Below are 14,618 nucleotides of genomic sequence, written 5' to 3'. Positions count from 1 at the left end.
CTTGTGAGAACGTTCTCACAATCGAAAGAAACATTGCAAGCAGGGGCATGGTCATTTCCTGCGCGTCAGCATCCGATTGCCGATGTGGGTCAGGAACTCGCCCCGCAGCACCAGCAGCGCGCCAACGATGATCCCGCCCTCGATGACGGTGCGCCATCCCTCGCTGAGTCCAATGGCGGAGATCATCGTGCCGAGCGTGGTTAGAAGGATTGCGCCGCCGACCGTGCCGATGAAGGTCCCGCTGCCGCCGAGAATCGAGGAGCCGCCGATCACGACGGCGGCGATCGAGGGCAGCATATAGCTGTCGCCCATTCTGAGTGTCGCGCCGTTCGAATAGCCGACGAGCATCATGCCGACGAAACCGGCGCAGGCGGCACTCATTGCATAGGGCACGAGTTCGAGCCGGTTGACGTTGACGCCAGCGATGAGCGCGGCGTCCCTGTTGGTGCCGAGCGCACGGAGCCGGCGTCCGAGCGCTGTGAAATTCTGCAGGAGCCAGCCGAACAGGATAAAGGCGAGTGTGAAGTAGATGATCACCGGCACGCCGAGGAACCACTCCTTCATCAGCCACAGCAGCGCCGATGGCGAGCCGCCGCGCGGCGTGCCGCTGGTATAGCCAAGCGCCACCGAAGCGACGAAGATCGACGTCGCCATCGTCATAATGAATGGCGGCACCTTCAGCCAGACGATGCCGATGCCGCTCACCGCGCCGACGAGCGCGCAGATGACCAGAATGGCCGGCAGCATGTACCAGATGCCGGCGTTGCCCGTGCCGATCCAGGTCGTCGTCAGGACGCCGCCGAGCGTGATGAGGGCAGGGATCGACAGATCCAGTCCGCCGACCAGGATGACAAGCCCTTGCCCGAAGGAAAGGATGATCAGGAAGGACGCAAGGATCAGCACCGTGAGCACCTGGCTCCAGGAGCCGAGCGCCGGGCTGATGAAGCGCGAGCACAACACGAGCACGATGCTCAGCCCGAACACGACAAGCGTGTTCACCGTTTCCCGGTCGAGTTTCTGCCTGCCGCGCTGGTCGGAAGAGGCATCGAAAGGCATCGCTACGTCCTTATGCGCGTTCACTGGACTTCGTCCTTCTTGAGCAGACGCGCCACCGCGTTGCCGAAAACGATCGCAAGCACCAGTACCAAGCCTTGGAAGATACCGGTGTAGAAAGACGAGACCCCGCCCGAGAACAGCACCTTCTGCAAAAGCATGAGCGTGCCGGCACCGAGGATCGATCCGACGAGGCTGCCGCGGCCACCGCTGAGCGGGGTGCCGCCGAGCGCCACAGCGGCAAAGGTAAGCATCAGGAATGGCGTGCCCGCCGTCGGATTGCCGGTCGCGGTCTGAGCGCTCAGCATGAAGCCGGCGACACCGTAGAGCATGCCCGCACCGATGAAGGCGGTGATGCGGACGCCTGAGACAGCCACGCCGGAGAAGCGGGCCGACTGTTCGTCGGCGCCAATCGCATAAAGGCCGATGCCGGTGTTGGTTCGCCGGAAGGCCAGCCACAGCAAGACGACGGCAACCAGGAACAGGCCGGCAGTCGGAACGGCGCCGAAAAGCGTGTCGGTCAGGGTGTAGCTGACGAAGTCGGCGATCATGCCGCCGGGCGCGTCGAGAATGACGAGCGCCAGTCCCTGGCAAATGATCATCGTGCCGAGTGTCGCCGCGATGGTCTGGAGTCCGATCCTGGCAACCAGAATGCCGTTGATCAAGCCGACGAAGGCTCCGATCGCGCAGCACATCAGCAGGCTGACCAAAGCTCCACCGGGGCCATCGAGCGGATAGACGGCCATCAGCACGTTGGTCAGCGAGACGACGCCGGCGACGGACAAGTCAAAGCCGCGGCTGATGACGACCAGCGTCTCGCCCGCAGCCGCTAGTGCCAGCGGCGTCGAATTGTTGACGAGGTCGGTGAACGTATAGACCGACAGCGCATCGGGCTGCCAGAACGCATAGAGCGCGTAGAGCAGAATGTAGATCAGTGCGACGATGCCGGTGCCGCTGACGACGGCGCGCCGGAAAACCGAGCGGCGCGGCGCGGGACTTGCCGAGATCGCGCTCATGCGGCCACCCCCTTCATCGTGCCCCGGGCATGGCCGATCAGCGCGCCGACAATGGCCTGCTCGTCGATAGCCTCGCCCTGGTATTCGGCGAAGATGCGGCCGCCATAGAGCACAATGCAACGATGCGCGAGGTGGACCAGTTCCGGCAGTTCGGACGAATAAAACAGCACCGAACCACCATCGGCGGTGAACTTGCGGATCGCCTCGTAGATCGACTGTTTGGTTCCGACATCGACCCCGCGCGTCGGATCGAAGAGCAGCAAAGTGCGCGCGCCGGTCATGATGACGCGCGCCAGAAGGGCCTTTTGCTGGTTGCCGCCGGAAAGCTCCTCGATCTTGAAATGCAGGTAGCGCTCCTGCAGGTCGACCGCCTTGGCTGTTTCTTGCGCGGCGCGGCGCTCGACGGCCGGCCAGACGATGCCGCCCTGCGCGATGCGGGAGATGATCGGCAGCACCATGTTGCTGGCGGTGGTAAGGCCGGCGAGGATGCCCTCCGACTTGCGATCCTCAGGCAGGTAGGCAAGGCCGTTACCACACTGGAGCGCGGCGCTCGGGCTGCCGATCTGTGCGCCCACGCCGTCGATTTCGATGCTTCCGCCCTTCGCCTTGCCAAGACCGATCAGCGTCCTGAACAGGTCGCGCTGGCCCTGCCCTTCGAGCGCGGCAATGCCGACGATCTCGCCGCGCCTGACATTGAACGATACATCGTTCAGGATGCCGCCCGAGAGGCTCTTGATGCAGAGCGCGATGGGCGCGCCGTCACCGGCTGCCGGCAACGCGTTGATCGTTTGACGCGCGCTGCGGCCCACCATCATCTCGAAGATGTTGTCATCCGAGGCGCCCGAAAGCTCGACGGTGCCGATGCTGCGGCCGTTGCGCAGGATGGTGGCGCGTGAGCACAAAGTACGCACTTCGCCGAGGCGATGGGAAATGTAGAGGATGGCGGTCTGCAGAGTCTTTTGCCGGCGCACGAGATCGAACAGCCATTCGACGTCGGCCAGCGCTGCCGTCGGCTCGTCCAGGATCAGCAGTTTCGACGCATGGCTGAAGGCACGGACGATTTCGAGCCGCTGACGATCCGACAATGAGAGCACACCGACCGACGCGTCCGGATCGAAATGCGCGAGACCGTAGTCCTGCAGGGTCTTGCCGGCGCAGGCCATGGCCGCGCTGTGTGAAGCGAGGCCGAGCATGCCTCTGGGCATTTTCGGCAGCATCAGGTTCTGCGCGATGCTGAGATTGGGCAGCAGGCTGAGTTCCTGGAAAGCCGTAGCCACGCCCTGCGCCCGTGCATCGACGATGCCGTGCGGCGTATAGGGCTTGCCGAAAACCGACATCGACCCGCTGTCGAGCTTCACCACGCCGCTGAGAATCTTCACCAAGGTCGACTTGCCGGCGCCGTTCTCGCCCAGCAGCGCATGGACTTCTCCCGGACGCAGGTCGATGGAAACGGAATCGAGCGCGACGGTAGGCCCGTAGGACTTCGCAATGCTGGCGATGCGGACGGCTAGCCGCGTCTCGTCGGTGCTCATGCCTCCTCCCAAGGTTAGGCCTCAAGCGGTGAGAACGTTCTCTGAGAACGTTCTCACCGTTCCACAAAGCGATATTCGTTGTCAACCGGGATTTGACGCCGCGTCTTCGCTATTGACGTATAGCTGAAGCAGGCCTACTGGTACACATACCGGACCACAAGACCTGTTAGGGTGCAAGGACGGATGGATCTACGAGCAATCCTAACCGACGACAACGGCGCGCTGAGCGGGGTGCCGAAGCGGTCGATGAAGGACTTCGTCGTCCAGAAGATCGCCACGTTCATTGCGACTGGTGTGCTTGACGTGGGCGATCCACTTCCAAGCGAGCGTGAGCTTGCGGCCGCTTTGTCCGTCAGCCGCGAGACGGTGCGCGGTGCGATCCTGATCCTTTCGACGAAGGGCATCGTTTCCGTTACGCAGGGGACTCGGACCGTAGTCGCCTCTACAGAAGTCGGGGAACTCGCAGTTCAATCGGCTCGCTATCGCGATATCTCCGGATACAGTCTCGACGATGTCCATGAGGCTCGGCTGCTGATTGAAGAGCAGGTGGCGCGGGCCGCCGCTGACCGGGTCGAAGCGGCGACGCTGGAGACTCTGGCCAGATCGATCGAAGCGCAGGAGGCGGCAATCGATGATCCTGTCCGCTTCCTCATTTGCGATCGCGAGTTTCACACGACCATCTATCGAGCTGGCGGCAATGGCGCTTTGGCGGATATTGCCTCGGATCTCTATTCCTACCTTCTCGACCATCGACGGCGCGCGGTTGCTCAGCCAACGAGCATCGCGACGAGCATAGCCGATCACCGCGCCATTTTTGCGGGGCTCGAGGCGCGCGATCCTGACGCGGCGGCAAGAGCGTTCGCTGTCCATGAAACACGCATCTACACCACGACCAGGCAGCTTCTGACGAAGTCCGCCCGGAAGCGATGAGGACGGTATTGCCGAACGACCATGCAGCACAACAGGGAGGATTTACAATGCTGACCAGACGCCTTTTTGCCACCGCAGCCCTAGCGGGCATTGTCACGCTCACCGGCATTGCCGGCTCGATGACCACCGCTTTCGCCCAGTCCAAAGAGTTGGTTTATTTGACCCCAGGCCTTGACCTTGCCTTCTGGCGATACCTCTCCAAGGGCATCGAGAATGTCGCGACGAAGGGTGGATATACCTATCAGGCTCTGGATTCCGGCAACAACGCCCAGACGCAGCTTAAAAATGCCAAGGACGCGATCGCTCGCGGCGTGGCTGGCATAATTATTTCTCCAACCGACAGCTCAACCGCGCCGGCCGTGCTCGATCTCGCCAAGCAAGCAAATATCCCCGTGGTCATCGCCGACATCGGTACCGACAGCGGTGACTATGTGTCCTTCATCATCTCTGACAATTATCAGGGCGCAAACGGCGTCGGCAAAGCGCTGGCCGAGGCGATGAAAGCCGCAGGCAAGCAAGATGGCAGCGTGGGAATCGTCGGCATCAGCCAGGCCCGTCTCAACGGTCAGGCGCGGACGAAGGGCTTCAAGGACGCGATGACAGCGGCTGGCATCACCAAGGAAGCCGGGCTGCAGCAGATGCAGACCTACACCGCTGACGAAACCTTCAAGTTCACGCAGGATATGACAACCGCGCATCCGGACATGAAGGGGCTGTTCGTTCAGACCGACGGCCCGACGCTCGGCGCCTTGCAGGCGATCAAGGCGGCACGCCTCACCGGTGACGTACTGGTTGCCGGTTTCGACGGGGTGCCGGAATTCGTACCACTGCTCCAGTCGGGCGAACTGGTGGTTTCTGGCATGCAGCAGCCGTATCTGATGGGCCAAGAATCGGGGCGCGCGATGGTCGACCATCTCGGCGGCAAAACTCCAGAAAAGAAGATCCTCGTACCGATCAAGATCGTGACCAGCAAGAACATCGAACAGGAGCTTCCAACCATCAAGGAAACGGTCTTCGCCAACGAGATGTAATCGAGAGTTTAGCCGACTTATACTGTTCGGGGGACGCGCCCTCCCCGCACAGTTCAATCATGTTCTCTTGGAGTGTACCCGCGGATGGTAGAGAGCAGTAAGGCTAGCGAGCCACTTCTCGTGGCTCGTGGCATCACCCGCCTGTTTGGGACCGCCTACGCGCTCAGCAACGCATCGATAGCGCTCTGCCGGCACGAGATCTGTGGATTGATTGGCGCAAACGGTGCGGGCAAGTCGACGCTGTCGCGGATCGTTTGCGGCCACTTGCGGCCTTCGTCGGGCGAGATATTGTTTAAGGGCGCTCCTTTGATTGCGGGCTCCGCGCGTGATGCGCTGCGCTCCGGCATAGCGCTCGTCGCACAGGAAACCAGCCTGGCGCCCGACATGAACGTGCTGGAGAACATCTTCTTGCCCAGCTATGCGATGCCCGGACGCCTGTCTTTCAGCCAATTGCGGCACAAGGCGCAGGCCCTCCTGTCGGAACTCGGTCACGACCACATGCTGCCACTCGACATCGAGGTGCGGCGGCTCTCGGCGGCGCAACGGCAACTCGTCGAAATAGCGAAGGCGCTGGCCTTAAACGCCGATCTCGTCATCTTCGACGAGCCGACCGCCTCGCTGTCGCCGATCGAGGTTGACCGGCTGTTCGACATCATGACGCGGCTGAAAAACAGTGGCAAGGCACTCGCTTTCGTCTCCCATCGGCTTGAGGAAGTGTTCGCAATCACCGATCGCGTCACGATCCTGCGCGAGGGCAAGACCGTGGCGGAAGGCCTGCCGACGGCCGGTCTCACCCAGGCTGACGTCATCCGCCACATGGTGGGACGCGACATCGGCAATGTGTATCGCAAGGCATCATCGCCTGCGGCCTCGAACGAGCAGCCGGTGGCTCTCGAGGTGACCGGGCTCAGCGCTTCGCCGATGGTGCGTAACGTCTCGTTCATGGTGCGCAAGGGCGAAATTCTCGGCCTCGGCGGCCTTGTCGGAGCTGGGCGCACGGAGAGCGCCGAAGCGATATTCGGGCTACGCCATCGCAACGGGGGGCGCATCCTCGTCGGCGGCAAGGAGATTCCTCCCAATAGCCCCATCGCGGCAATTCGCGCTGGCCTCGGCATGGTCGCCGAGGACCGGCGCGCCCAGAATATCGTGCCTGATATGACGGTCGGCGAGAACCTTTTCCTCGCCCAGATGGGCAAGCACAGGGGTTTTGGCCGCGGCCACTCAGCGCGTCGAAAACAAGCCCGCGAGCTTATTTTCCGTCTCGGCCTTCCCACCGACCGGATGGAAGCAAACCTCCTGCACTTCTCCGGCGGCATGCAACAGAAGGTCATCATCGCGCGCTGGCTGCTGATCGAGCCCGAAGTGCTCATTCTGGATGAACCAACGAAGGGCGTCGATATCGGGACACGCCAGGCGATCTACGAGCTGCTGCGCGAAGTCGCCGAAAAGGGGATTGCCGTGGTGGTGATCTCCTCGGACTTTGGGGAGCTCCTGGGAGTTTGCGAGCGGGTCGTCGTGGTGAGTGACGGCTATACCATCGCCGACCTGCCGGCTTCGCTCCTGAGCGAAGAGAGCCTGACATTGCTCGCTGCGCCGCGAAGTTCAGCAGAGCGCAATGCCGCATTCCTGCGGGATCTTGTCGCCAGCTACGGCGGCACGGCATTCTGGGGACTGATCGACGACGACCGGTTCGTCTGCCTCGCCATCGCCAACAGTGCACGTAGTACACCAATGGGACTCGCGGCCGGCCATGTCTACCTGGCGCACCAGACGGCGATCCCCCTCGCTCTTGAAGGGCGCCAGCCAGGCATCGTGACTGAGAACGACGGCCGGTCTACTGTGCTTGCGCCACTCTCCAACCGCAGGGGCCACGATCTCGGCTGGATCGGCCTCACCCTACCGCCGGGATCCAAGCTGCCGAAAACTGAGACGCTGTCGGCCCGCATGGCCGGGTTGTTCGATACACCTCCAAACGAAGAGATCGACGCATGAATGCGCCCTCCCGATCCTTTGCCATGCCTAGATTCACCAGCACCCTTGAGTTCCGAATGCTCGGCCTTGCCGTGGTGCTTGCGGTGATCCTGTCGTTCATCTCGCCCTACTTCTTCACCGAACGTAACGTGTTCAACATCCTCGACCAGTCGGTGGTGCTGGGCATTGTTGCCGTCGGCATGACCCTGGTGATTCTGACCGGAGGCATCGACCTTTCCGTCGGTTCGGTTGCCGGCCTGACCGGCATTGTTCTCGCCCTGCTTCTGAAGGAATTTCCCATTCCCTTAGCGATAGCGCTCGCCGTCGGCTGCGGCGCACTGATCGGGCTTTTCTCCGGCGTTCTCATCGCGGTGTTCGGCTTGGCGCCCTTCGTGGTGACGCTCGGCGTCATGGCGATGGGGCGCAGTCTTGCCTACATCGTGTCGGGGCAGCGCTCGATTTCGGGACTGCCGATGGGGCTGCAGAACATCGTCTACACGACCCTGCTCGGCATCCCCACCAACGTCGTCTTCCTCATCGCGCTCTACGTCGCCACCTGGGCGTGGCTGACATATTCGAAGGGCGGGCGCACGATCTACGCTGTCGGCTCGAATCTCGAAGCCGCCCGGGCCGCCGGCCTCAACACCCTCTTCTACTCGATCTTCCCCTATGTGGCCTGCGGGGCCCTTTCGGCGACAGCGATGACCTTTTCGCTGGCACAGATCATGTCGGCCGACCCGATCGGCGGAAACCAGCTTGAACTCGACGCCATAGCGGCCGTGGTCATCGGTGGCGCGAGCCTCTACGGTGGACGAGGCACCATATTCGGCACGCTGATGGGGGTTCTGATCATGGTGATGATTCGCAATGGACTGAACTTGCTCGGCGTCTCGCCGTTCTGGCAGGGGACTGCTATCGGCGCCATCATCATCCTCGCCCTGCTGGCCGAGCGCCTCATCACCTGGAAATCGCGCCGCGTCTGAGATCGGGAGCACGCCGATGACACATTCCGATCCCTCCCGCACGGTCCGGCTTTACGGTACCGAGGAGCCCCCGGCAGAGGAGCGCGTGCTGAATGCCGGTCCGCTCAGCGTACTTTTTGACGGCGCCAACCTACGCGACGTCCGTATGCATGGCGAAGAGGCGATCCGCGCAATCTCCTTCGTCGTGCGCGACAAGGACTGGGCGACGCTGATTCCGAAAATTGCGGATCTGATCGTCCAGCAAGATGGCGATCGATTTTGGATCAGCTACCGCGCAGGAGTAGCCGGCAATGGCGAGACCTTTGGCTACGAAGTCGTCATCGAAGGGTCCGCAGCCGGCGTGCTGACCTATTCGGCTCGCGGGAAGACGCCGACCGGGCTTCTGACGAATCGAACCGGGTTTGTCGTCCTGCATCCTATTGAGGGCGTGAGCGGCGCGCCGGCCACGATCACGCATACAAGCGGCGAAAGGGTCGAGACACGCTTTCCCGTAGAGATCGATCCTGTACAGCCGATGATGGATCTTCGTGAAATAGCGCACCGTACTCCCGGCGGGCTGGAGGTCACCTGCCTGATGGAGGGCGACGCCTTCGAGATGGAAGACCAGCGGAACTGGACCGACGCCTCCTACAAAACCTATGTTCGTCCCCTCGCCTTGCCCTGGCCATACAGGATCGAGCCAGGCGAGGTCGTCCAACAGAAGATCACCCTGACCGTCAAGGGCTTTCCGAGGGCTCCGTCGCGTTGGGCTGGGGGCGCAGCCGTCCTGACGCTTGGCGAGGCGGAGGGCACGATGCCCCCTCTCGGCATTGGGCTCCAGCCCGAGGATGCTTCGGCTGCATTGCGGCATGTCGAGACGCTGCACCAGCTCGGCGTCGCCCATATTATCTGCCATCACGATCCACGGCGCGGCCATGATGCCGAATCGCTGGCGAGGCATGTGGAGGTCGCCGCCGCGTTAGGCGCGCAACCTTGGCTCGAAGCCGTCGTCGAGCACGTCAACGATGCCGGAGCCGCGGCGGAAATCGACTTCCTCGGCAAGCTTGTCGCGAAACTCGATCGTCGTTTCGCGACAGTTTTGGTGTCGCCGGCGCCCGACCTCAAATGCACGCTGCCCGGCAGCGTCTGGCCGGCTGCGCCTGCCCCGGCGAAACTCTATGCCGCCACGCGCACCGCCTTCCCTGGGTCCCGCATCGGCGGCGGGATGTTCAGCTTCTTCACTGAGCTCAACCGTAAACGTCCCCCGACCGAGACGATAGACCTCGTGACATTTACGACGGCAGCGATCTTCCATGCTGGTGACGACCGATCCTTGATGGAGACGCTCGAATGTTTACCGCATATCGTCAGGACCGTGCCAGCCATCGCCAGGGGGCTGCCGTATTCCGTTGGGCCGTCCGCGATCGGGTTGCGTGACAATCCCTATGGCGAAGCGCCCGTCGCCAATCCCACGAACATCCGGCAGGCGGTCAATTTCAATGATCCGCGCCAGAGGGGCATCATGGGCGCAGCCTGGAATCTCGGCTATTTCGCTGCCTTCGCGGAAGGCGGCGCGGAGGCCGTCGCGCTCGGCGGCGCGGTCGGCCCGTTCGGCGTTCTCTCCGTGCCGACGCCGTTTCCGCAGTCCTGGTTCGAGGGCAAGGGCGAACTGTATCCTGTTTGGCACATCGTGCGAGGCCTGGCGAAACTCAAAGGCCGTCCGATCCGTCCGCTGCGATCGTCCGTCGCCGGGGCGGTGCGAGGGATCGCGGCGGTTACGGAAAAAGGCACCGAGCTATGGCTCTGCAATCCCTCGCCCAACACGCTGGAAGTCCGCCTCCCCGAAGGCTTCACGACCGCTGCAATTCTTGATGCCTCATCTTTCGTTGCGGCATCCCGTCAACCGGATCTGCTCGACCGCCTGACGCCTGTCGAAACACAGACGCTGTCGCTCGAAAGCTACGCGGTGGTGCGTGCCTTCAGGCCAGTATGATGCAGCATCCCGAGACAGTCCCTGAAGAGAACGGAGCATCCATGCATATACTCATCATTGGCGCTGGTGGAATGATCGGCCGCAAACTCGCGGCGGAGCTTTCCCGGACCGGGTCGCTCGGGGATAAGAAGATCGAGCGGATGACGTTGGCAGACTTGACGAAGCCCCCAGTGCCAACCGGTGCCTTATATTCCATCGAAGCCATTGCCGCTGATATTGCCGTCTCCGGTGCAGCCGAGGAGCTAGCCGCGCGCCGCGCCGATGTGATTTTCCATCTCGCAGCCATCGTGTCCGGCGAAGCGGAACGCGATTTCGAGAAGGGGTACCTGATCAATGTGGACGGCACGCGTGCTCTTTTCGAGGCGATCCGACTGGAAGGGGCGCGTAAGAAGTATCTCCCCCGGCTGGTGTTCACCTCGTCGGTCGCAGTATATGGCGCGCCTTTACCAGACCCTATTCCCGACGATTACATTCTTGCCCCGCTAACCAGCTACGGCACCCAGAAGGCGATATCCGAGCTGTTGCTCGCAGACTATTCGCGACGCGGCTTCCTTGACGGAATTGGGATACGGCTGCCTACGATCGTTATTCGGCCTGGCGCTCCCAACGCGGCGGCCTCGGGATTCTTCTCCGGAATCCTGCGCGAGCCACTCGCCGGCCAACGCTCCGTCCTGCCGGTGGAGGAGACGGTCAAGCATTGGCTGGCTAGTCCGCGCACGGCGGTAGCTCTCCTCATCCATGCCGCGATGCTCGATACGTCCGCGCTGGGCGCCCGGCGCACGCTGAACATGCCTGGGGTCGCGGCCACAGTTTCCGACCAAATTGCCGCGCTCCGCCGCGTGGCAGGCGCCGAAGCCGAGGCTTTGATAGACCGCAAGCCGGACGAGGCGATTAAGGCCATCATTGCGGGTTGGCCAAAATCCTTCTCGCCCACGCTAGCCAACAATCTGGGCTTCGTGGCCGAAAGCACGGTGGATGAACTGATAGCGGTTTACCTGGCGGATGACGCCCCGAAGGCCATCCCTTAACCGCCAAGGCAGAGTCACTAGCGTTTCCATGGAAGTTGAAAGTGAGAGATCTGATGCTTCTCGGCTGCATAGGCGATGATTTCACCGGGTCGTCCGACTTGGCCAACACGCTCGCCAAGGGGGGTATGCGCACCGTCCAGTACAATGGCGTTCCCAAAATCGACTCCGACCGCTCGGTTGACGCGGGCGTCGTTGCCCTGAAGACCAGAACGATACCCGCCAGCGAGGCGGTGAAGCAGTCGCTTGCGGCGCTAGAGTGGCTTAGACGCCAGGGCTGCCGCCAGTATCTGTTCAAGTACTGCTCGACATTCGATTCGACCCCCGAAGGCAATATCGGGCCGGTGCTAGACGCTCTTGGCGACGCCGTGGGGGCGGCACGCGCGATCGTCTGTCCGGCGTTTCCCGCGACCGGCCGGTCGATCTACCAGGGGCATCTTTTCGTTAACGATCGTCTGTTGAGCGAATCCGGCATGGAGAAACATCCGCTTACGCCAATGACAGATCCCGATCTGAGACGTTGGCTTGCACGACAGACCGGGCGCGGGATCGGCCATGTCCCCTACGACGTCGTGGCGGGAGGAAGCATCCCGATCAGGGATGCTCTAGAGGCTGCTGCTGCGAGCGGCTCTCGCTACATCGTCGTCGACGCCATTTTGGACAAGGACCTTATCGCCATTGGCGAGGCTGCCGAATCGGATGTCCTGCTCAGCGGCGGTTCGGGCATTGCCCTTGGACTTCCGACCAACTTTCGTCGGGCCGGGCTGATTGGCAGGGCGGCCATGGATTGGATGGGAAAACAGGGGCCGGCAGCCGTGCTTTGCGGCTCGTGCTCTGCCATGAGCCGACGCCAGATCGCCGAGCACCGGAAAAGCCATCCAACGCGCGTCGTGGAGGTGGACGCTGTCATGGACCGCGCGGCCAATCCTGTCGAATATGCCGAATGGGTTATCGGCCAGCAGCAGCATGGCTTGCCGCTCGTGTTTTCGTCGGCTGAGCCCGAAGCCGTCGCAGCCGCGCAGAAGCACCACGGGAAGGAGCGCGTCGCAACGGCGGTCGAAGGTTTTTTCGGCGAATTGGCGCGCCAGCTTCTGGCGCATGGCGTCCGCCGGCTGGTCACGGCGGGCGGCGAGACATCGGGGGCCGTCGTATCGGCGCTCGAGATTTCGTCGTTCGAGATCGGACCGGAGATCGACCCCGGCGTTCCAGCGTTGAAGGCCGGTGGGCTGGAAATGGTGCTCGCACTGAAGTCGGGCAATTTCGGCGCGGCTGACTTCTTCAAAAAGGCAGCCGGCGTCCTTGCTGGAGACGTTGTCCGATGAACGATGAAACAAGGCTCAGGGAGCAAATTTGCAGCGTTGCCGCGTCCATGTTCACGCGCGGCCTTACTGCCGGAAGCTCGGGGAACATCTCCGCTCGCCTCGGCGACGGTCGGCTTCTCGTCTCGCCGACGGGATCGTCCTTTGGCACGCTCGATCCCGCCCGCCTGTCGTTGTTTGACGCGGAGGGGCGGTTCGTGGACGGCGACAAGCCGACGAAGGAAATGCCGCTGCATTCGGCGTTCTACGAGACGCGCGGTGCGCGCGCTGGAGCGGTCGTCCATCTTCATTCAACCCATTCGGTCGCGGTTTCGCTTCTGCCCGGCATCGATCCGGACAGCGTCTTCAAGCCATTGACGGCCTATTCGGTCATGCGGCTGGGCAAGGTGAAACTGCTGCCCTACATCCGGCCTGGCGATCCGTCGATGGGAGACGCCGTGCGCGGACTCGCTGGAAAACGGTCGGCAGTGTTGCTGGCCCACCACGGCCCCGTGGTGGCCGGCAAGGATCTCGAAGCCGCCGCCTACGCGATGGAAGAGCTTGAGGAAACGGCCAAACTCACGCTTCTCACCCGCGGCTTGCGGCCTAAAATCCTCGCAGCGCCGCAAATTCGTGAGTTGGTGGAATATTTTGACGTGGAGTGGGACGACTGATGCAGCTTTCGGCCAATCTGGGATTTCTTTTTCGTGACCTCGCGCTTCCAGACGCGATCCGTGCGGCAAAACGGCTCGGTTTTGCCGCCGTTGAGATGCATTGGCCATACGACACCGATGCATCGGTGATCGCGCAGACGCTCATCGAAACTGGCCTTCCGCTTCTTGGCATCAACACGGCCAGAGGCGACGTTGGAGCGGGTGACAATGGCCTCGCTGCGCTGCCGGGTCGGGAAACGGAAGCTCGCGCGGCGATTGACCAGGCGGTTCAATGGGCAGCAGCCACGCGCTGTCGCAACATCCATGTGATGGCAGGCAAGGCAACCGGTGACGAGGCCTTCGCGACCTTCGAAGGCAACTTGCGGTACGCATCGAAGAGCGCCGCGCAGCACAACATCGGGGTGCTGATCGAGCCGTTGAACCCGCGCGATGCGCCAGGCTATTTTCTTTCCGACCTCCCCACCGCCTTCTCCGTGGATTGGCTGACGCCCAGCTAGGGAGCGCAATACCCTGCATTCACGGCGACCCGCGCCATGAATGGACGGTGGAGCGACTGGCGAAGGAGGCCTCCATGTCGCGCTCGGTGTTCTTCGACAGGTTCCGCAGGGAGGTCGGCGTCCAGCCGATGGAGTACCTGCTATGTGGCGGATGGCCCTCGCCAGGGACATGCTGCGGCGCGGGGATGGCGGCGTGAAGGAGGTTGCGGAAACCGTCGGCTATGGCTCCGCCAGTTCCTTCCAGTGTTGCATTCACCCGGTTTGTCGGCATACCGCCAATACAGTTCGCACGCCAAAGGGTCTCACGGTAGGCTAGAGCTGTGAAGACCACTCCTTGGAATTCCCCTAGCCGACTTCTCGTTCGTTCATTTTTCCATGACGGACCACCGATTCCTGACCGACCAGGCCCCGCAATTGGCATCTTGCACCGGTGAGGCACCGAATAGCCGCTTGTATTCACGGCTGAATTGGGAGGCGCTGCCATAACCGACCGAAAGGCCACACCGGCTGCGTCCAGCGGCGCCTGCAACAGTTGCCGGCGCGCGCCGGATTGCCAACGTACAGTGTGCTGTCTCTTCAGATCGCGCGCGGGCCGCATGTCCGCGTCGCCCGACTATACGAAAAGACGGAGCGGAA

General features: G+C 62.4%; 12 protein-coding genes and 1 pseudogene. 10 read left to right on the top strand and 3 right to left on the bottom strand.

Annotated elements, in window-relative coordinates:
- Positions 1 to 51 precede the first annotated feature (51 nt).
- The 3 genes from EN990_RS11655 to EN990_RS11645 are packed head-to-tail and all read right to left on the bottom strand — an operon-like array spanning position 52 to position 3,601.
- Complete coding sequence (locus EN990_RS11655; protein ID WP_127385218.1) at positions 52 to 1,080, bottom strand: ABC transporter permease; 1,029 nt, start codon at positions 1,078 to 1,080, stop codon at positions 52 to 54.
- Positions 1,077 to 2,069, bottom strand: a complete 993-nt coding sequence (locus tag EN990_RS11650; RefSeq protein ID WP_127370204.1) for an ABC transporter permease — start codon at positions 2,067 to 2,069, stop codon at positions 1,077 to 1,079. The genes EN990_RS11655 and EN990_RS11650 overlap by 4 nt, the downstream gene beginning before the upstream one ends.
- Positions 2,066 to 3,601 carry a sugar ABC transporter ATP-binding protein gene (locus EN990_RS11645; protein ID WP_127385219.1) on the bottom strand — a complete coding sequence of 512 codons (1,536 nt, stop codon included), beginning with the start codon at positions 3,599 to 3,601 and terminating at the stop codon, positions 2,066 to 2,068. Before EN990_RS11645 ends, EN990_RS11650 begins: the two co-directional genes overlap by 4 nt.
- A gap of 183 nt (positions 3,602 to 3,784) precedes the next feature.
- Between EN990_RS11645 and EN990_RS11640 the strand changes: the two genes are divergently transcribed.
- The 10 genes and pseudogenes from EN990_RS11640 to EN990_RS11595 all read left to right on the top strand — a co-directional run.
- Positions 3,785 to 4,531: an FCD domain-containing protein gene (locus EN990_RS11640; protein WP_064994839.1), complete on the top strand. Its 747-nt coding sequence runs from the start codon at positions 3,785 to 3,787 to the stop codon at positions 4,529 to 4,531.
- 47 nt (positions 4,532 to 4,578) lie between these two features.
- Positions 4,579 to 5,562: a substrate-binding domain-containing protein gene (locus tag EN990_RS11635; RefSeq protein ID WP_064994838.1), complete on the top strand. Its 984-nt coding sequence runs from the start codon at positions 4,579 to 4,581 to the stop codon at positions 5,560 to 5,562.
- 120 nt (positions 5,563 to 5,682) lie between these two features.
- On the top strand, positions 5,683 to 7,554 hold the full coding sequence (locus EN990_RS11630) for a sugar ABC transporter ATP-binding protein (RefSeq protein ID WP_245469178.1): 1,872 nt from the start codon (positions 5,683 to 5,685) through the stop codon (positions 7,552 to 7,554).
- A 23-nt stretch (positions 7,555 to 7,577) separates the two neighbouring features.
- On the top strand, positions 7,578 to 8,516 hold the full coding sequence (locus EN990_RS11625; RefSeq protein WP_245461103.1) for an ABC transporter permease: 939 nt from the start codon (positions 7,578 to 7,580) through the stop codon (positions 8,514 to 8,516).
- 16 nt (positions 8,517 to 8,532) lie between these two features.
- Positions 8,533 to 10,488 (top strand): hypothetical protein, encoded by a 1,956-nt coding sequence (locus EN990_RS11620; RefSeq protein WP_127388300.1) that lies wholly within the window; start codon positions 8,533 to 8,535, stop codon positions 10,486 to 10,488.
- 41 nt (positions 10,489 to 10,529) lie between these two features.
- Positions 10,530 to 11,516 (top strand): D-erythronate dehydrogenase, encoded by a 987-nt coding sequence (denD, locus tag EN990_RS11615; RefSeq protein ID WP_064994851.1) that lies wholly within the window; start codon positions 10,530 to 10,532, stop codon positions 11,514 to 11,516.
- 41 nt (positions 11,517 to 11,557) lie between these two features.
- Entirely contained in the window at positions 11,558 to 12,835 is a 1,278-nt protein-coding gene (otnK, locus tag EN990_RS11610; protein WP_337122168.1) for a 3-oxo-tetronate kinase, read from the top strand.
- The gene (otnC, locus tag EN990_RS11605; protein ID WP_064994833.1) at positions 12,832 to 13,485 is read left to right on the top strand and encodes a 3-oxo-tetronate 4-phosphate decarboxylase; all 654 of its coding nucleotides are present in this window, start codon (positions 12,832 to 12,834) and stop codon (positions 13,483 to 13,485) included. Before otnK ends, otnC begins: the two co-directional genes overlap by 4 nt.
- Positions 13,485 to 13,982, top strand: a complete 498-nt coding sequence (locus EN990_RS11600) for a TIM barrel protein (RefSeq protein WP_127368272.1) — start codon at positions 13,485 to 13,487, stop codon at positions 13,980 to 13,982. The genes otnC and EN990_RS11600 overlap by 1 nt, the downstream gene beginning before the upstream one ends.
- Positions 13,952 to 14,293 (top strand): annotated as a pseudogene (locus EN990_RS11595) (helix-turn-helix transcriptional regulator); the annotation flags it as partial. The gene EN990_RS11600 and the pseudogene EN990_RS11595, both read left to right, overlap by 31 nt.
- Positions 14,294 to 14,618: the final 325 nt, after the last annotated feature.

The sequence above is a fragment of the Mesorhizobium sp. M7A.F.Ca.US.005.03.1.1 genome, assembly GCF_003997975.1.
GTDB classification, from domain to species: Bacteria; Pseudomonadota; Alphaproteobacteria; order Rhizobiales; family Rhizobiaceae; genus Mesorhizobium; species Mesorhizobium ciceri.
Note: the sequence above shows the minus strand (reverse complement) of the source record. Positions and strands in the feature narration are given on the sequence as shown.

What these genes read in the sequence shown, in the direction of transcription:
- EN990_RS11645 (WP_127385219.1), bottom strand. Translation starts at nt 3,601, where the DNA reads ATGAGCACCGACGAGACGCGGCTAGCCGTCCGCATCGCCAGCATTGCG.
- denD (WP_064994851.1), top strand. Translation starts at nt 10,530, where the DNA reads ATGCATATACTCATCATTGGCGCTGGTGGAATGATCGGCCGCAAACTC.
- EN990_RS11635 (WP_064994838.1), top strand. Translation starts at nt 4,579, where the DNA reads ATGCTGACCAGACGCCTTTTTGCCACCGCAGCCCTAGCGGGCATTGTC.
- EN990_RS11620 (WP_127388300.1), top strand. Translation starts at nt 8,533, where the DNA reads ATGACACATTCCGATCCCTCCCGCACGGTCCGGCTTTACGGTACCGAG.
- otnC (WP_064994833.1), top strand. Translation starts at nt 12,832, where the DNA reads ATGAACGATGAAACAAGGCTCAGGGAGCAAATTTGCAGCGTTGCCGCG.
- EN990_RS11640 (WP_064994839.1), top strand. Translation starts at nt 3,785, where the DNA reads ATGGATCTACGAGCAATCCTAACCGACGACAACGGCGCGCTGAGCGGG.
- EN990_RS11600 (WP_127368272.1), top strand. Translation starts at nt 13,485, where the DNA reads ATGCAGCTTTCGGCCAATCTGGGATTTCTTTTTCGTGACCTCGCGCTT.
- EN990_RS11650 (WP_127370204.1), bottom strand. Translation starts at nt 2,069, where the DNA reads ATGAGCGCGATCTCGGCAAGTCCCGCGCCGCGCCGCTCGGTTTTCCGG.
- EN990_RS11625 (WP_245461103.1), top strand. Translation starts at nt 7,578, where the DNA reads ATGCCTAGATTCACCAGCACCCTTGAGTTCCGAATGCTCGGCCTTGCC.